Raw genomic sequence first — 18,191 nt, forward strand, 5'->3', positions numbered from 1 at the left:
GTCGAAGGCCATGTTCCGCCCCCGCCGACCTTCCCATGCACGTCGACTTCGCTCAGTGCGAACGGATGCTGGGATGATCGGTGAGAAGATAACCCAGACGGCCTGCCAAATCTTCGTTCAGCCTGAGCGCGGTTAAACGCCATGCTCCGCCCTTGCCGAAAACCGCCCGCCCGGCTCACCCCCGCTTGGCGGCATCCCAGGCGGCGATCTCATCGGGGAAGCGCCGTTCGACCACCAGGTCGCTGGCCGTCTCGGTCGCCAGATCGACCGAGATCGAACCCGCCCATTCATAGGTGGCATTGCCCGACAGCGTGACCATTCCGTCCTGCCCCGCAAAGGCGCGGACCAGGCCGCCCCGATTGAACACCACGGTCGGGCGGTCCCAGGCGATTCGTCCGGTCAGGCAGGCGGCATAGGTGGAGGCCGCCATCGCGCTGCCGCAGCTATCGGTCAGGCCGACGCCCCGCTCGAACGTCCGAACGAACAGCGCGTCGCCGCGCAGCTCGACGAAGGACAGATTGGCGCGGTTGGGCAGCCATTCGGGCGCGGCTTCGCATATCCGGCCCAGGCGGACCAGTTCGGTCTCGTCCACCTGGTCGACGAAATGGACGAGATGGGGATTGGGCATGGTGACGGCGGTGAAGCGGCGGGTGCCGTCCAGCATGGGCAGCACTGCGTCGACCAGCTGCTCCGGCGCACCATGGATCGGCCAGGCGGCGGTGGACAGCCCCGCCGGTCCCGCCGTTTCGCGGACCGTATAGACGCCCGGCGACAGCTCGGCGTCGCGAACGGCATCGGCGTGCGAGGTCTTCAGCCGGACGGTCGCGGCGTCGATCCCCAGCGCCTCGAACCCTGCCCGCGCGACGCAGCGGACGCCGTTGAGGCAGGTTTCGGCTTCGCTGCCGTCGCTGTTGCGCATCACCATGCCGAACGCGGCCCGGTCGTCACCGGGGACCAGCAGGAGGATGCCATCGCCACCCACCGGCCCGGCCCGGTCGGCGAGTGCGCGCGCCACGCCCGCCCACTCCGTCTCGCTCAGGGACAGGTCGCGTGCGTCGATCATCGGGAAATCATTGCCCGATCCATGGCATTTGACGATCGCGAACCGCATGGCGATAACTCCGGCAGATGATAGGCCAGCCGCTTAGCCCGGCCGGACCGGCTTCGCCAGCCGGGCAGGAAGGATGCGACCGCGTGGATGGGAAGGGACAACGGCGATGATCACCGCGATCCGCGAGGTGCGCCGCGCCAAGGGCATGACGCTGGACGATGTCGCGCGCGCCTGTTGCCCGCCCACCACGCCGCAGACGATCGGGCGGCTGGAAATGGGAACGCGCACCGTGTCGCTGCCCTGGCTCAACCGGATCGCCGCCGCCCTGGGCTGCACCACGACCGATCTGGTGACGTTGCCGGTGCGCGAGACCCTGCCGGTCGCGGCGTTGCTGGGGCCGCGTGGGGCGGTGGCGCCGCGCAGCGCACGGGTCGTCTCGCCGCCTTGCGCGACGCCCGGGATGATGGCGGTGACGGTCACGGGTGCGATCGGCGATTACCGGGCAGGCGATGAACTCTGGTGCGAGCCGCTGGGGCCGGATAGATTCAGCCAGGCCATGAATCGCGATATCCTCCTCCCCCGCCCCGCCGGTGGCTATGTCTTCGCACGGCTTGCCGCCGTGCTGCCCGACGCGCTCCACCTGTTGCCGCTGGAGCCGGGGACGGCGGGGGTGACGGTGCCCGCGCCCGCCTGGATCGCACGGGTCGCACGACTGGTGCGCACGCTGTGATCCGGTTCGTCCTGCCGCTGGCGCTCGTCCTGGCCCTGCCCGCCGCGGCGCAGCAGGCGGCTCCTACGCCCACGCCCGCGCCGGTCGAGAAGCCCGAACTGGTCCATGCCTATCCGCACGATACCACCGCCTTTACCGAAGGGCTGCTGATCGCGGACGGCGCGATGTATGAAAGTACGGGGCGCGAGGGGCAGAGCATCATCCGCCAGGTCGATCTCGCCACCGGCAAGACGCTCCGCCAGGCGACCGTGCCCGATGGGCTGTTCGGCGAGGGGATCGTCGCCTGGGGCCCCGAATTGCGCAGCGTCACCTGGCATGGCGGTCGCGGTTTTCGCTGGACCCGTCCCGCGCTGAAGCGCACCGGCGAATGGCGCTATGACGGCGAAGGCTGGGCGATGACCGATGACGGGCATCACATCATCCTGTCCGACGGCACGCCCCGGCTGCGTTTCCTGGACCCCAAGACGATGAAGGTCGCGCGGACGCTCGACGTGACGGTCAATGGGCGGCCGCTGAAATATCTCAACGAGCTGGAATATATCGACGGGCAGATCTGGGCCAATGTCTGGATGACGCCCTATATCGTGCGGATCGATCCGGCGACCGGCACGGTGGCGGGTGTGGTCGATCTCAGCGACCTGGTGAACCGGGTCGCCCTGACCGACCGGGATTCGGTGCCCAACGGCATCGCCTATGACCGGGTGAAGCATCGTATCTATGTGACGGGCAAGAACTGGCCGGAGTTGTTCGAGATCCGCCTCCCCTCTGCCAAGCCGCGCTGAACTGGCGGCGTCGGACGTCGCGAGGGCGGCGAATCCGATCCATCATGATCGAAAATTATTCGGATATGTTTCAACCCTGGAACGTTAACGAAATAAGATTATGAAAAATAACATGGATCAGGAATTGAAAAGTCGCCATGATCCATTCATGGGGATGACGCCGATCCATGGCCGTCGCGGTTGACGCGGCCGCGCCGGGGCCGTGAACAAGGAGCGTTGAGAGTTGCCGACCAGCACCCGTTTTGTCGTCTCGCTGCATATGCTCGCCCTGATGGCCGAGCATGGCGACACGCCGCTGCGCTCCGAGGATATCGCGGTCAGCGTCAATTCCAACGCGGCAGTGGTCCGCGCGCTGCTGCTGCGGCTGGCGGCGGCGGGGCTGACCCGGTCGCAACTGGGCAATCGCGGTGGCGCGATGCTGGCCAAGTCCTCCGCCGATATCCGGCTGGTGGATGTGTATCAGGCGGTGGAGGATCGCAACTTCTTCGCCTTTCACCGCCAGCCGCCCGATGGCGAGGGGATGATCGACCGGCACATCACGGCCAGCCTGGAGACGATGCTGACCCCGGTGCGCGAGGCGCTGGAGGACAAGCTCGCCGGGCTGACGCTGGACGATGTACTCGACGATATTCGCGAGCGGGCCGGGGTCCTGTCAGATCAGGCGCAGATCGGTCGTGCGGCTGTCGGGGAACAGCGGCGCCAGGCGGCTGGCTGACAGGCCGAACTGCCGCCCGACCAGCCCGCCGATCAGCGCGCGGTAATCGGTCAGCACGGGCAGGTCGCGATTCTGGTTGAGCGTGGCGGCGGACAGGGGGACCTGCTCCCCCGCCATCCGCCCGCCCGACACGCCGCCGCCCATCACCCAATAGATGCTGCCATGGCCGTGATCGGTGCCCCGGTCGCCATTTTCGCGGAAGGTGCGGCCGAACTCCGACACGACGACGACCGTGGTGCTGCGCCACGCCTCCGGCCCGATCGCCTGGGCGAACCCGGCCAGCCCGCGCCCCAGATCGCCGATCCGGTCGGCCAGATAACCGGTCGCGCCGCCCTGGTTCACATGGGTGTCCCAGCCGCCGACATCGACGAACGCCAGGTTGAACCGGTCGCGCATCAACGTGCCGATCCGCTGCGCCGATAGCGCGAATCCCTTGGCAGAGACGGCACCCCGGCTGGCGGCCTTCATCTCCTGATCCAGCGTCTTGTAGACGGTGTCGCGCACGGTGAAGCCCTCGCTGACCGAACGGGCGAGGTCGGGATGCCCGGCATACATGCTCTGGATCAGCGTGGCCTGGCGCTGATCGATCGGCTTGCCGACATTGGCGAGCGCGAGATTGGGGATGGGATCGTCGCCGCCCCGGAAGCACAAAGGCAGTTGGTCGGTGAAGGCGATCGGCTTCTCGCCCGTGCCCAATATGTCGGCGAGCCGCGCCATGAAGCCCGAGCCATAATCGCGGTGCCCGCCGACCGGCTGGCCCAGCTCGATCGTGTCCTGCGTCTCGAAATGGCTGCGGCTCATATCGTCGGTCCCTGCGAAGGGGACGAAGGCGATCTGCTTCGCCTGCCACAGCGGCAGGATCGAGTCCTTCAGCGCCGGATGCAGCGCCCAATCGGCGTCGAGCGGTAGCGGGGCATTGGGATTGGCCGGATCGGGCCTGGGCAGAGCGATGGTCGGGCGTGACTGGCGGTAGAAGTCGCTGGTGCTGGGCACCACGATGTTCACCGCGTCATAGGCCCCGCGCAGGAAGACGACCAGCAACCGGCTGCCCGCCTGCGGTGCGGCGAAGGCGCGGCCTGCCATCACCATCGGGGCCATGGCGGCGGCACCCATCAACAGGTCGCGGCGGTGGATATGGGGAATCCTCATGCGATCCTCCTATCGGTGCATGAATTCGGGCGAGGAGAAATACAGGCTGTTCCACTCCGCCGGGGATCGCGCCTGGCCGAGCGCGGCGAGCGTCGGCTTGCCCAGCGTCGCCATGCGCGCGGCGATGACGGGCGAGCCCTTCAACAGGGGCGGCGGGGAGGGTGGCGGCGGCGCATCGGGTGCGGCGTCGGGCGACTGGAACAGCCGCGCCGCGCCGCCGCCGATCTGCCGCGCGATATCGAAGCGTGTCGCCATCTGTCCCGGCCCCGACCAGGCGGCGCTGGACAGGTCATAACCGTCGGGCGTCTCATGGTCGTACAGCCCTTCGCCCATCTGGCGCATCCAGTTGATGATCGGCTTGGCATTGGTGACGTCCCGGTCGCCATAGGCGAGCCGCACCGCCGACAGGGTATAGCCGACCGGCTCCTTAAACCCGCCGGTGGCCGCGCCGCCGAATTCGCGCGAGCGGATCATGGTGCGCAACACTTCGGCGATGTCGCCATGGCTCTGGCGGAATTTCGCCGCCATCCGATCGACCAGCGCGGGGGGCGGCGTGTCGCCCATGAAATAGGTCGCGATCCGCAACGACACATGATGCGCGGTCGCCGGGCTGTCGGCGATCAGGTCCAGCGCCTGCTCGACCTCGGCAAAGCCCGATCCCTTGATCTCATGGCCCAGAAAATGCTTGGTGCCGAAATCGTGGCGGGCGGGGTTGAACTCGAACAGTCCGGCGCGGAGGTAGAGCGGCTGAAGCTCGGGTTTCAGCTTCGGCGCATCGGGTTTCTGGTCGACGCCGACGCCGGTCAGGATGCGCGCCAGCTCCTGCACGTCCTGCTGGCTGTATCCCGAGCCGACTCCCATGGAGTGCAGCTCCATGATCTCGCGCGCGTAATTCTCGTTGATCTTGCCTTTGGCGTTCTGGTCATTGTCCAGATAGCGCAGCATCGCCGGGTGGCGCAGCGTCGCCTCCAGCAGATCGCGATAGCGGCCCAGCGCATGGGCGCGGATCGTCTCTTCATAGTCCCCGACCATCGCGCGAATGTCGCGCTTGCCCGCCTGGACGTTGAAATGGTTGAACCAGAACCAGGTCATCCGCTCGCGCAACTGGTCGGGCGAATAGAGCGCGCGCAGCACGAAACGCTGCCGCGCCTCGTCGGCCAGGCCGTTGAGCGTCTTCTGATAGGCTTCGCGCGCGGCCTTGCGCTGATCGGGATCGGTGATCGCCTTCAGGTCGCGCTGCATGGCGTCGGTCTCGACGACCAAGGCGGCGACCCGTTCGCGCGAGATGCGCATCGCGTCGATCTGAGCCTGCGCTGCCGGGGGCAGGGGGGCGGGCGGGTCGCTCAACTGGTGGCGCAGCCAGGCGTCGCTGCCCGGTGCGGGGCCGCCATCGGCTGCCGCCGACGGCCCCCAGCCGAGCCGCTCGGCCCAGGCGGCGTCGCGCGCTGCATCGGCGGCAGAGGCAGGCGCCGCCGCCAACAGCGCCGGAACCATCATTCCCAGACAAGCGATCCGCGCCATGATCCGCTCTCGGTGGTGCCTGTACCGACCGAACGGGCACAGGCTTCGTCGGCGCTTTCTGTGGCAGAAAGAGACTGAACCTCGGCTTGCTCGGACGTGACAAGCGCGTCAGCGGACGGCCATCAATCCTCCCCGGCACGGGCAGGGGGTGTTCGAGCGAGATTGTGCCGGGGGCACAATCTCGCTAATCTCGCTCGAACACGAAGCTGGTGGAGGGGGATCGCCGCTGGGCACATCCTGTGTGGAAGCCCCCCTCCGTCAGCGCTGCGCGCTGCCACCTCCCCGTACCGGGGAGGATTTGTTTATTCCGGCAACTCGCACCCAACGGCTCGCGTCACGGGATTGCACCGCTCCATCACCCCGCCCGGCAGGGTCACGTTGAAGCCCTTGCTCCAGCTCCGCGTCGGCGCGCCGGGGTAATAGTCGGTCGACACCGCCTGCGCGCCGCTGTCGATGGCGGCTTTTGCGCGGGCATGGTCGTTCTCGCGCGCTTCCTTCGTGTCGGCGTCGCTGCGGGTGCGGACGATGAAGCCCTGTTTCACCCATTCGCCGATCTTTGCGCCGTCGGTGCGCGGATCGCCGACGATCTCGACCGAGGCCTCGGGCTGGTCGGTGTCGTACCAGCCGAAAATGGCCCGCCCCTTCAGCGAGGGGTGACCGGCGCGGTACAGGTCGGACACGTCGCTGGGCGTATCCAGCACGAACCAGATTTTCCCGCGCGCGCTCTCCAGCGTCGGCCAGCCGTTGCTGGTCACCGCCTCGCGGAGCGTCGCCGCGTTGCCGCGCACGTCATCGGGCGTGATGATCCTGTCCGGCTTCAGAACGCTGCGAATCTCCGCATCCAACGCGTCGAGCAGCGGCGCGGTCAGGGGCAGGGGATCGGTGACGCCGGGCTTGTCGATCGGCCGGTCGGCGGCGTTGATCGTCACCATGATCGGCAGGTGGCGCGGATGCGCGCGCGACCAGGCATCGATCTGGCCGATGCACTGTTTGAAGGTGCCGCAGGAGCGGTAATCGACCTCCGGGATATGGAAGACCTTGAAGCCCGGCTTCATCATCGCGGCCCCGTCGAAGTCGGTCTGTTCACCCGCCGCGCGGGCCATCGCCTCGCCCTTGGGATGGGCGAAACGGCCGCCTTCGGGGTCGGCGAAGATGTCGATCTCCAACTGCCGCACGCCGCGATCAAGCTGTTGCGCCAGCGTCAGATGATCGTAATCCAGCGCGGCGGCGAGTTTGGGATCCCGGCGCTCCAGCTCGGCGAAGACGGCGGGCGCGATCCGCTTCTTGTAGCTGTTGTGCGAGCCGACGACCTGAATGTCGTTCATCCGGAGCGGCTGCTGCGGCACGGCTGCGGCGGCGGTCGCAAGGACCGCCGCCAGGGTGAGGAAGACCTTCATCAGAACTCCGCCCGCACGCCGAACAGGATCGTCCGGCCATAATAGTTGATCTCGCCGAAGCGCTGCTTGCTGTCGTTATAGGTGTCCTGATGCGCACCGGCGAGGTTGATGCCCTCCAGGCTGAGCGTCAGGTTTTCCGCAGCACGCACCGACAATTGCCCGTCCAGCGAACCGAAGGCCGCGACATAGGTGGGCGCCTGCACCGTGCTGCCCGTGCCCGACAGATATTTGTCGCGCCAGACATGGGAGAGACGCGCCGACAGCGGCCCCTTGTCGTAGAAGCCGACCAGGTTGAAGCTGTTCTTCGACAGGCCGATCAACTGGTCCTTGATGGTCCGCGAACCGGCCGTGTAATCGGCCTTCACCTCGGTATGGGTGTAGCTGCCCTGCACGCCGAAGCCGTCGAAGGGCGCGGGCAGGAAGGTGAAGACCTGGCTATAGGCCGCCTCCGCGCCATAGACCTTGGCATTGCCGCCATTGACCGAACTGGACAGGCGTACGATGCCGCGACCCGGAATGTTGATCTCGGTGTTCGACTGGGTGATGTAGTCGTCCATCGCCTTGTAGAAGACCGCGCCCGACAGCATCCCCGAGGGGGCGAAATACCATTCCAGCGACCCGTCGAATTGCGTCGCGAGGAAGGGCACGAGCTGCGGGTTGCCGCCGCTGGCGGTCGGCGCGTCGGTCGACACGGTGATGCGCGGCGCGGTGTCGGTGACGTTGGGGCGGGTCAGCACCCGGCTGGCGGCCAGACGACCGACCAGCTTGGGCGTCAGGTCGGCGCGCAGGTTGAAGCTGGGCAGGACGTTGTTGAACGTCTTGGGGTAGCTGACCGGGGTGGCGACGCTGCCGCTGGTCAGTGTGCCGCTCGCCACCTGATCGGTATGGACATAGCGGACGCCCAGATTGCCGGTGACGGGCACCTGCCCCGCATCGAACTGGTAATCGGCGCGCAAGTACGCCGCGGCGATCTTCTCCGTCACCACGAAGGACGAACGGCGATCGCCATTGGTGATCGGCTGGGCCTGGATGGCGGGGGTAAAGAAATTGCCGACATAGGCCGCCGTCACCGGCACCAGCCAGTTGCGGAAGGCATTGCCCGACACGCCCGACAGGAAATCGTCATAGGGAAGCTGCTGATACGCGCCCGCGCCGAAATTGGTCAGCGGCTGGTTGGTCGCCGTGTCGATCAGGTAATCGCGGCGGAAATAGTCGCGCTTGCGCCAGTGATATTCGCCGCCCGCCGCCAGCTTCGACAGGAAACCATCGAGATCACGGGCCACGTCCGCCCGCGAATAGACGTCCCAGTCCTTGCTGTCCTTGGGCGCGATATTGAATTGGAACAGCTTGTAATTGGCCGGGTTGGTGACGTCGACCGGCGTGGTGAAGGTCGGGATCGACTGATAGCCCGCCGACGCGTCATAGGTCAGCGGCGCGATGAAATACGCACGGCTGCGCACGGTGCCGGTGCGGTAATCGGGGTGATAGCTGTGCGCCGCCGACCAGTTGACATTGGCGTTGACATGCCAGCGATCGGGGTTCCAGGCCTGTTTCAGCCCGATGGTCAGCAGGTCGTGACGGTTGAGGCTGTATTCGCGCGTGCCCATGAAGCGGACATTGTTGATCGTCGCCTTGGTGATGGTGTCGCCCACGACCGTATAGCCCGGCTGGATCTGCGCCGGGGGACCGCCCGCCGTGCCGCCGTCATCGGGATAGATGTCCAGGCCGAACTCGTCATAGGCGACATCCAGCCGGGTCGCGATCACGTCCAGCGTCGTCTGCAATTCCGGGGTCGGGGCCCATTGTGCCGAGACGATGCCGGAGATGCGCTTGCGATCCTCGGTCTCGACGGTCGGACGGGTGCGGGTCGGCGAGTAGAGACCGGTGGGCGCGCCGCCCGCCTGTGGCGAGGTGTAGCGGTTGAGCAGCCAGCCGAAATTCATGAACCGGTCGTTGCGGACCGCCTTGCCCCAATATTGCGCACCCGCGAGGATGCCGAAGGTGCCGCTGTCATTCTTCGCGCTGGTCAGCACGGTGACGTTGGGCCGCACATCCTTGGTCTGCGTCGTATAGGTGCCGCGAATGTTGACGGTCGTCTTGTTGCCGACCTCCAGCGGGTGGAAGGTCTTGACGTCGATGTTACCGCCCAGCGCGCCCTCGCTCATATCGGCGGTCGGGGTCTTCACGACATCGATGCTGGAGGTGAATTCGGCGGGCAGCATCTCGAAGCGGAACTGACGCCCCGCCGCGCCGCCATTCTCGATCAGGTCGTTGAGCGCGACGGTGCGACCGTTCATCAGTGTGTTCTGGAATTGCGGCCCCAGGCCACGAACGCTGACGTAGAGGCCTTCGCCGCGCGGGCGGGTGATCGCCACGCCGGGGACGAGCTGAAGCGCTTCGGCGACATTCTGGGTGGGGAACTTGCCGATATCGGTCGAACTGATCGAATCGACGCCGTAGGCGGCGCGGCGCTTGGTCTCGATGCCCGCCGCCAGGCTGCGCGCATAGGTGCCGTTGACGACGATTTCGTCATTCTGCCCGTCGCTGCTCTCGGCGGCCTGCGGCGCGGCGGCGGTCGCGGCGGTGGTGTCCTGCGCATGGGCGACCAGCGGGCCGGTCGCCAGAATGAGCGAGGCCGATGCCTTCAACAGGCTGCGGAACGTAAGCATTTGATAAATCCCCCATCGGCTGTCTTGCCGGTTCGGCGGGGGCGTTAGGTTGGCTGAGTGTCAGCTTGGCGAAAATTTGATGACGTTACCGTGAAAGGAGCCAAGTCGATCAGAAATCGGTCAGAAATGGCGGATGAGCGACCGAATCTCGCCGGAAGGGGGGAAGGGGCCTGTCAGGACTGACGCAGGGCACGCCGCGCCGGGTGCCCCTCAAACAGGGAGGGGTCAGTCGCCATATTGCGCGGAACGCGCATCGAGCGGGGTCTGCGGGCCGGTGACTTGCGGGCTGAAGCGACCGATGGTCCGCGCGGTGCGTTCGGGATCGCGTAGCAGCACGCGACCCGACTTCCACATCAACTCGCCGTCGCGCCGCGCCTGCTGGATCATCCGGTTGACATGGACGGGGGTCAGCCCCAGCGCGTCGGCCAGCATTTCCTGGGTCAGCGGCATCTCGAAACTGCCGCCCACGGTCAGCCCGGCGAGCGACAGTCGCTCATAGATTTCCAGCAGGAAGTCGCCGATCCGCTCCTGCGCATTGAGCCGCCCGAGTTGGACCACATGACCCAGCAGATAGGCCTCGTCCAGCGCCTCGCCGATCGCATAGGCCTGTTCCAGCGAGGAGCCCGGCGTGGCGGTGGGCGCGGTGCAGACGGTGCACTCGGTCAGCGAAACCACCGTGGCCGAGGCGATCGGCGTGGCATGGCGCGTCGTCCCGATCACCTCGCCGGGCAGATAGAAGCTCATGAACTGCCGCCGTCCATCGGGCAGGACGCGGACGCGCGCCGCCCAGCCCTGCAGGACCAGCAACGGCTCCGGGACGGGGCGACCGATGGTCAGGAAGCTGTGCCGCACCGGATAGGTCCGCGCCCTTTCGGCGGCCCGGTCCAGCACTGCCATGTCCCCCGTATCGAGCGGCGACAGCGCCGACAATCGGCGGATCGCGGCGGTGGCCACGGTCTCGGGCGAAGCGGCCGAAGCGGCGATAGCAGGGGTCATGCGCATCCTTTGTCGGGCATCAGTGCCCCGATCGCGCGAACGACGCGGTCGGCCTGAAACGGCTTGGCGACGATCGAGGCGGAGCGATAGGGGGCCGGCAACGCCCATTCGTCATAGCCGGTCAGGAAGGTCCAGGGCACGTCGCGCGCGGACAGGCGATCGGCGATCTCGAAGGCGCGCTCGCCCGACAGGTTGACATCCAGCACGGCGGCGTCGAGCGCCTGGTTCTCGGCCAGGTCCAGGCCTTGTTCGAGGGTCGCCACCGGACCGACCACGATCGCATCGGCGGCGCGCAGGGCCCGTTCCAAGTCGCGGGCGATGAAATATTCGTCCTCGACCACAAGAATCCGCTTGTCGGCGAGCGGTGATGGCTGACTCATCCCTCGGCGCTCCGGTTCACAGGATCGGTGTCGTCCGCGCTCCATGGCAGGGATACCACGCACAGCACGCCGCCACCGCGAAATTCCAGTCTGGTCCGTGCACCCAGCCCATAGGGCAAAGCCTCACGGATCAACTCGGTCCCGAATCCCTGGCGTACGGGTGGGACCGGCATCGCTGGTACACCTGTTTCATCCCATTTTACAATCAGTTCGCATTTATTATTTGATTTATGTTCGATTCCCCATGCGATGGTGAGCCTGCCGGCGGGGTGGCGCAGCGCCCCGTATTTGAGCGCATTGGTGGTCAATTCATGGATCGCCAGCCCGATCGACTCGGCGGTATCGGCGGGCAGGGCCACGTCCGGCCCCTCGATCGACAGCCTTTCGTCCTCGATCGCGCCGACCACCAGCAACTCGTCGCGGATCAGGTTTTCCAGATCGATCTTGCCCGACCGCGTCTGGGTCGCGACGACCTGCGTCCGCGCCAGCGAGTCGAGCCGCCCGCGGAAATGGTCCGCGATCTCGTCGATCGGACCGCCGCTTTCGACCGTGCGGGTGAAGATCGACCGCACGATGGTCAGGATGTTGCGCACCCGGTGCTGCAACTCGGCGACCAGCGTCTCCTGCCGTTCGCGCAGGCGGCGCAGCGTGTCGATGTCGGTCGAGGTGCCGAACCATTCGATCACCCGGCCATGATCGTCATGCACCGGCGTCGCGCGCGTCTTGAACCAGCGATAGCGTCCGGTCTGGCCGTGGCGCAGCCGTCCCTCCATCGCCAGATCGCCGTTTTCGCTCGCGCTTTCCCAGAAACGGCGTGCGGCGTCCCGGTCGTCGGGATGGACGGCGGCCAGCCAACCGTCGCCCAGGCTTTGCTCGACCGACAGGCCGGTCATCGCCACCCATTGCGCGCTCGCCCAGGTCCATTGGCCGTCGCGCGTCGCGGTCCAGACCAGTTGCGGTATTCCTTCGATCAGCGACAGCAGGCGGCGCTGGCTGGCGCGGGAGGCGACCTCGGCGCGTTTGCGCAGGAGCGCCTGGACGATGGCGGGGGCCAGTTCCTCAGCGATCGCCAGTTCGCGTTCGGTGAAGCCGGTCGGGTGGTTGCCGAGGGCGAACATCGCGAAGGTCTCGCCATCGCGGCGCAGCGGCACGCCCAGGAAGTTGCGCAGCCCCGGATGCCCGTCGGGCGTGCCCACCCGGTCGGGATGGCTGGCGGGATCGTTGACGATCAGGCTGCGATTCTGAAGGATCACCTGGCCGAAGATGCCGTGGATCTTCATACCGTTGGGAAGCTGTCGCTCGCTGTAATCGGGATCGTCGCCGCGCCAGGCGGCCCAGCCGCGCTCGCTGATCGCGATATGGTCCAGCCGGTCGTGCGATGGGCCCCGTTCGCCGAAGAAGCTGAATTCCGCTCCGGTCAGGTCCTCCGCCACCTCCAGGCACAGTCGACCCAGTTCCTCCTCGGTCGAAGCGCGCAGCGCTTCCTGAAGGATGCGGTTGATGCCGGCCAGCACATGCGCATCGCGGTGCACCGGGCCTTGGGGCACCGGGCCCTGGGGCATCGGGGCGGACGGCGCTGGTAGGGGTGATTGCCCGTTCATCAATGCCAAGTCCGTCATGCGCTGAAAAATCCCGAGCCTCTTCAACGATCCCAGTGCTTGCGGGCTCCCGATACACCCGAAAGCGGACGAGGTGGCAATCGGAGCGGGCGGGCAGCGGCCCTCGGTCCACGCGGCTTCCCCCCTCGTCGGACGGGGCGTGGGAAGCTATGAGCCGGGAGTCAGCAATTTACGGCCCGGTCCATGCCCCGAGATCTTCCGTCGTCGCCCGCCATTCCACGAACCGCCATTCGGGCCCGGCTCGCCCTGTGGGTGACGGCGTTCGTGACGGCCCTGATCGCCCTGACCGCCATGGCGGCGCCCGCGTCGGCGCAGGGCAATCCGGCGGCGGAAGCCACGACCCGCATCGCCCAGGCCGAGGTGGATGTGCGCTCGGTCGATCGGGCGCTGGATGCCCAGGTCGATGACGACGACCGCCGCGCGCTGCGCGACCGGGCACAAGGGGCGCAGGACGCCACGACGCAGGCGGTCGCCGACCTGACCGAGCAACTGGCGCTGGTCAATGCGCGGATCACGGGTCTGGGCACCGCCACGCCGGGCGAGGTCGAGGCCCCGGAATTGCAGGCGCAGCGCAAGAGCCTCTCGACGCTGCGTTCGACGCTCGACGCCGCGATCAAGCGCGGGCGGCTGGCGGGCGTGGAGGCGGGACAGTTGATCGACGAGATCGACCGGAGCCAGGCCGAGCGGTTCAACGAGAAGCTATCCTCCAAGACGCCGTCGCCGTTGAGTCCGGCTTTTTGGAGCATCGTGCTCGAACAGGCGCCGCGCGACCTTCGCCGTGTCGGTCTGTTCCTGAAACAGGGCAGCGAACAGGTGGCGCAGCACTGGCGCGGCGGGGTGCCGTGGCACGCGCTGCTCGGCTTCGCGCTGGCGATCATGCTGCTGGGCCCGGTGCGGCTGGGCGCGCATCGACTGGCGCAGCGCCGCCTGATCGCGGAGGCGCCGCCCAGCCGGGTGCGGCGCTCCGCCAACACCTTCTGGCGGGTGGCGGTCGGCACGCTGTGCCCGCTGGTGGCGGCCTTTATCTTCGTCCAGGGGCTGCGCTGGTCGGGATTGTTGCCGCAGCGCTGGACCAGTTTCCTCGACGGTTTCGTCTTCGCCTCGGGCGTGGCGGGGTTCACCGCGGCGGTGACCGGCGCGGTCCTGATGCGGAGCCAGCCGAGCTGGCGGATCGCCCCGATCGACGACGAAACGGCCAACCGCCTGCGCCCCTTATCCTGGGTGCTGATGCTGCTGACCTTCGCGACCGCGATGATCGGGTCGTTCGAGGGCGCGATCGGCAGCAGCCGCAGCGCGGTGATCGCCACCCAGGCGACCGAGGCGCTGCTCCATCTGTTGCTGATCGTCGCGACGCTGGTCGTGCTGGGCCAGTTGCGCGCGCGTCGCGCCACCAGCGAAGAGGCGACCCATGCGGGCGTCAGCGCGGGGCTGAGCGTCGCGACCCTGCTCGCCTGGATCGCGGTGGGCGTGGCCGGGCTGGCGCTGGTCATCGGCTATATCTGGTTCAGTTGGTTCGTCGCGCTGATGATCGGCTGGACCGTGCTGCTCGGCTCGGCGCTGTATCTGATGCTGGTCGCGGCGGACGATATCGCCACCACCGTCTTCGTGCGGGACAGCAAGGTCGGCATCACCCTGACCCGTGCGCTGGGTATTCGCGGCAGCATGGTCGACCAGTTCGGATTGATCCTGTCGGGCGTGGTGCGGCTGGCGCTTGTCCTGCTGGCGCTCGGGATGCTGTTGCGCCCCTTCGGCGCGAGCGGCGATCCGGGGGCGATCTTCGATCAGCTTGCCACGGTCGCCGACGGGATCAAGGTCGGCAATGTCTGGATATCGCCGGGCGCGATCCTGCAAGGGCTGGTCGTGCTGTTCGTCGGGCTGGGGCTGGTGCGCATCTTCATGCGCTGGCTGGAGCAGCGTTACCTGCCCGCGACCGACCTGGACGGGTCGGGGCGCAATTCGATCAGTCTGGTCGCGCGCTATATCGGCATCGCACTGGCGGTCATCTGGGCGCTCGCGTCGCTGGGCATCGGGGTGGAGCGGATCGCGCTCCTCCTGTCCGCCCTGTCGGTCGGCATCGGTTTCGGCCTTCAGGCGATCACCCAGAATTTCGTTTCCGGCCTGATCCTGCTGGCCGAGCGGCCGATCAAGATCGGCGATCTGATCCGCGTCGGCACCGACGAAGGCGACGTCAAGCGGATCAGCGTGCGCTCGACCGAGATCGAACTGGCCGATCATTCGACGCTGATCGTCCCCAATTCCGAACTCATCACCAAGTCGGTGCTCAACAAGACGCTGTCCGGGCCGCTTGGGCGGGTCCAGATCCAGTTTTCCGTGCCGATCGAGGAAGACGCGGAGGTGGTGCGCAAGGCGGTGCTGGATTCCTTCGCGGCGGAGTCGGCGGTGCTGGACGACCCGGCGCCCAAGGCCTTTATCGACTCGATCGTCGACGGTCGCATCCACTTCAACTGCTTCGCCCATGTCGACAGCCCGCGCGCCGCCTATGGTACGCGCAGCGCCGTGTTGTTCGCGCTCCTCTCGACGCTGAGGGAGAAAGGGATCGAGATCGGCACCGTGCCGCAGAAGATGGAATTGGTGCGCCAGTCCGGGACTTACGCCGCGCCCGCGCCCAGTACGGCCGCCCAAGATGAAACCAGGATGAAATGAAAAAGTCTCGGCAGGTCATGGAAAGGTAACACCAGCTTCTTTCAGCGCCCCTATCCGCGCGGCCAGCGACGACCTGACAGGTCGATCGGGGGATAGGGATAATTACGATCATGACGACCAATTTCATTCGCGCGACGCTGCTGGGCGGGACCGCGCTTCTGGCGCTGGCGGGCGCTCCCGCTTTCGCCGCCGACACCAAGTCGGCCGATCCGGCCCCTGCTGCCGCCGCGGCGGAACCGACCGCCGATGCGGGCGAGCTGAAGGAGATCGTGGTCACCGCGACCAAGCGCGAGACCAGCCTTCAGAAGACGCCGATCGCGATCTCGGTCATCGACCCCGCGATGATCAAGGACCGCCACGTCCAGAGCCTGCTCGACCTGGCGGACGGCAGCGTGCCGAGCTTGCGTGTCGCCACCTTCGAGGCGCGCCAGTCGGCGCTGACCGTCGGCATCCGCGGCATCGTCCCCTTCGACCAGAACCAGACCGCGCGTGACACCGGCGTCGGCGTCTATTTCGACGGCGTCTATATCGGTCGCTCGCAGGGCCTGAACGCCGCGCTGTTCGATATCGAGCGCGTCGAAGTGCTGCGCGGTCCGCAGGGCACGCTGTTCGGCCGCAATACCGAGGGCGGCGCGCTGTCGATCGTCACCGCCAAGCCGACCGGCAAGTTCGGCGGCTCGCTGACCGCCGGGTTCGGCAATTACGGCGCGTACAACACCGCCGCGCACGTCAACCTGCCCGAATTCAACAATATCGCGATCAAGCTGGACGGCGTGATCCAGCACCAGAACCCGTTCGTGAAGAACCCGCTGCCCGGCAGCGTGGGCTGGGCCGCTTATAACCGCGTCGGCGGCCATGTCGCCGCCGTGTGGAAGCCGGTCGACGGCTTCTCGGCCGAGCTGTCCTACGATCAGGCGAAGGACGAGAACACGCCCTTCTACAGCCAGTTGATCAATTACAATCCGCGCGGCCTGCCCGTCGCGACGATCGCGCAGATCAACGCCAATGGCGGCAAGCTGCCCGCGGGCACCATCGCGCCCTTGTCGCCGCTGGTCGTCGTGTCGGGCGACAACCGCATGAAGACCGCCGATATCGGCGTGCCGCAGCAATATAGCGTCGACAAGACGCACGGCTTCTCGGCCAAGCTGAATTATGACGTCGCGCCGGGGCTGGAGCTGCGCTCGATCACCGCGTGGCGCGGGGTCACCACCGACCAGTGGGACAATTCGGGCGGCGCGCACCGCACCGTCTTCCTGCCGAACGGCAAGTTCAGCCGCTACAGCCTGTCCTTCATGCAGCAGCACCAGTTCAGCCAGGAATTCCAGGCGGTGGGCAGCGTGCCGCAGTTCGATTACGTGGCCGGCCTCTATTACTTCACCGAAAACGCCCGCGAAGAGGCCGCGACCCCGTCGACCAACCAGTGGAATGCCGACGGCACCGGCTACACCATCCTGTCGCAGACCGCGCTGGGCACCATCGGTTCGGGCAACCAGGGCTGGGCACCGGGGTCGTTCTTCCTCCAGCGGGGCAGCTTCGCGCGCGCCTATAGCTATGCGGCGTTCGCGCAGGGCACCTATACGCCGGCGGGCTTCGACGCCTTCCACCTGACGCTGGGCGGTCGCTACACCCGCGACAAGCGCAACGGCACGCTGTATCTGGTGCAGGGCAAGTCCACCAACTTCCCCTTCACCTTCAACAACAACCGGTTCGATCCGATGGTGACGGCGGCGTTCGACGCGACCGACACCGTCCATCTCTACGCCAAATATTCGACCGGCTACCGCGCGGGCGGTGCCAATGACCGGTCGCAGACCTTCGCCGCCTTCGGTCCCGAAGCGGTCAAGGCCTATGAGATCGGGTCGAAGATGGACCTGTTCGACCGCCGCGTCCGCCTCAACCTGGCCGGGTATATCATGGACCGCACGGGCACGCAGATCGACTTCGACAATGTCGACACCAATCCGTCGAGCCCGACCTACAACCTGCATACCGAGGAAACACGCAACGCGCCGGGCACGTCCAAGATTCGCGGGATCGAGGCCGACATCACGACCAATCCGGTCGAGGGCATGACGGTGGGCGCATCCTATGCCTATACCTATACCAACGTGCCCGCGACGGCGAACCCGTTCCTGGGCAATGCGCTGACCCAGGTGTTCGTCGTCTACACGCCGCGCAACGCCGCCTCGGCCTATGTCGATTACGAGGTGCCGCTGCCCGGTTCGGACGCCAAGGTCCGCTTCCACCTGGACGGCAACTATGCCGACCCGGCCTATAGCTTCCAGAACGAGACGACCCGCACCGACAAGACCTTCGTGATGAACGGTCGTATCGCGCTGGCCGACATCCCGCTGACCGAGAACGGCACGAAGATGACTATCTCGCTGTGGAGCCGCAACCTGCTCGACAATACGTTCGTCTATCGTCGCTCGGCGGCCAACGCGACGACGCTGGGCGATTACGGCAACTTCAACCCGCCCCGCACCATCGGTCTGGAGGGGACGGTTCGCTTCTGATC

Annotated in this window: 13 protein-coding genes; 5 read left to right on the forward strand and 8 right to left on the reverse strand. The window is 66.8% G+C overall.

Annotation, left to right across the window (positions count from 1 at the left end):
* Positions 1-175: 175 nt before the first annotated feature.
* On the reverse strand, positions 176-1,111 hold the full coding sequence (gene dapF, locus SM191_RS15870; RefSeq protein WP_341507032.1) for a diaminopimelate epimerase: 936 nt from the start codon (positions 1,109-1,111) through the stop codon (positions 176-178).
* A 106-nt stretch (positions 1,112-1,217) separates the two neighbouring features.
* On the opposite strand from dapF, the gene SM191_RS15875 reads away from it, so the two are divergent.
* The 3 genes from SM191_RS15875 (at position 1,218) to SM191_RS15885 (ending at position 3,278) form a co-directional block, all read left to right on the forward strand.
* A complete protein-coding gene (locus SM191_RS15875; protein ID WP_341507033.1) occupies positions 1,218-1,781 on the forward strand; it encodes a helix-turn-helix domain-containing protein in 564 nt (187 codons plus the stop codon).
* Positions 1,778-2,563: a glutaminyl-peptide cyclotransferase gene (locus SM191_RS15880; RefSeq protein ID WP_341507034.1), complete on the forward strand. Its 786-nt coding sequence runs from the start codon at positions 1,778-1,780 to the stop codon at positions 2,561-2,563. The genes SM191_RS15875 and SM191_RS15880 overlap by 4 nt, the downstream gene beginning before the upstream one ends.
* 223 nt (positions 2,564-2,786) lie before the next feature.
* A complete protein-coding gene (locus SM191_RS15885; protein WP_341507035.1) occupies positions 2,787-3,278 on the forward strand; it encodes an Rrf2 family transcriptional regulator in 492 nt (163 codons plus the stop codon).
* Here SM191_RS15885 and SM191_RS15890 read toward each other — a convergent pair.
* From SM191_RS15890 to SM191_RS15920, 7 genes are all read right to left on the reverse strand, one after another.
* The gene (locus tag SM191_RS15890) at positions 3,216-4,427 is read right to left on the reverse strand and encodes a DUF1501 domain-containing protein (RefSeq protein WP_341507036.1); all 1,212 of its coding nucleotides are present in this window, start codon (positions 4,425-4,427) and stop codon (positions 3,216-3,218) included. The genes SM191_RS15885 and SM191_RS15890 overlap by 63 nt on opposite strands.
* 9 nt (positions 4,428-4,436) lie before the next feature.
* On the reverse strand, positions 4,437-5,948 hold the full coding sequence (locus SM191_RS15895; protein WP_341507037.1) for a DUF1800 domain-containing protein: 1,512 nt from the start codon (positions 5,946-5,948) through the stop codon (positions 4,437-4,439).
* Between the two features lie 302 nt (positions 5,949-6,250).
* A complete protein-coding gene (locus SM191_RS15900; protein ID WP_341507038.1) occupies positions 6,251-7,345 on the reverse strand; it encodes a phosphatidylinositol-specific phospholipase C1-like protein in 1,095 nt (364 codons plus the stop codon).
* Entirely contained in the window at positions 7,345-10,014 is a 2,670-nt protein-coding gene (locus SM191_RS15905) for a TonB-dependent receptor (protein WP_341507039.1), read from the reverse strand. The genes SM191_RS15900 and SM191_RS15905 overlap by 1 nt, the downstream gene beginning before the upstream one ends.
* 225 nt (positions 10,015-10,239) lie before the next feature.
* Positions 10,240-11,010 (reverse strand): Crp/Fnr family transcriptional regulator, encoded by a 771-nt coding sequence (locus SM191_RS15910; protein ID WP_307002826.1) that lies wholly within the window; start codon positions 11,008-11,010, stop codon positions 10,240-10,242.
* On the reverse strand, positions 11,007-11,390 hold the full coding sequence (locus SM191_RS15915; protein WP_307002825.1) for a response regulator: 384 nt from the start codon (positions 11,388-11,390) through the stop codon (positions 11,007-11,009). The genes SM191_RS15910 and SM191_RS15915 overlap by 4 nt, the downstream gene beginning before the upstream one ends.
* Entirely contained in the window at positions 11,387-12,952 is a 1,566-nt protein-coding gene (locus SM191_RS15920; protein ID WP_341507040.1) for a sensor histidine kinase, read from the reverse strand. The genes SM191_RS15915 and SM191_RS15920 overlap by 4 nt, the downstream gene beginning before the upstream one ends.
* A gap of 240 nt (positions 12,953-13,192) precedes the next feature.
* Between SM191_RS15920 and SM191_RS15925 the strand changes: the two genes are divergently transcribed.
* Positions 13,193-15,673, forward strand: a complete 2,481-nt coding sequence (locus SM191_RS15925) for a DUF3772 domain-containing protein (RefSeq protein ID WP_341507041.1) — start codon at positions 13,193-13,195, stop codon at positions 15,671-15,673.
* 110 nt (positions 15,674-15,783) lie between these two features.
* Positions 15,784-18,189 (forward strand): TonB-dependent receptor, encoded by a 2,406-nt coding sequence (locus SM191_RS15930; RefSeq protein ID WP_341507042.1) that lies wholly within the window; start codon positions 15,784-15,786, stop codon positions 18,187-18,189.
* The last annotated feature ends 2 nt before the right edge of the window (positions 18,190-18,191 follow it).

This window comes from Sphingomonas sp. 2378, from assembly GCF_038084995.1.
Taxonomy (GTDB): Bacteria; Pseudomonadota; Alphaproteobacteria; order Sphingomonadales; family Sphingomonadaceae; genus Sphingomonas.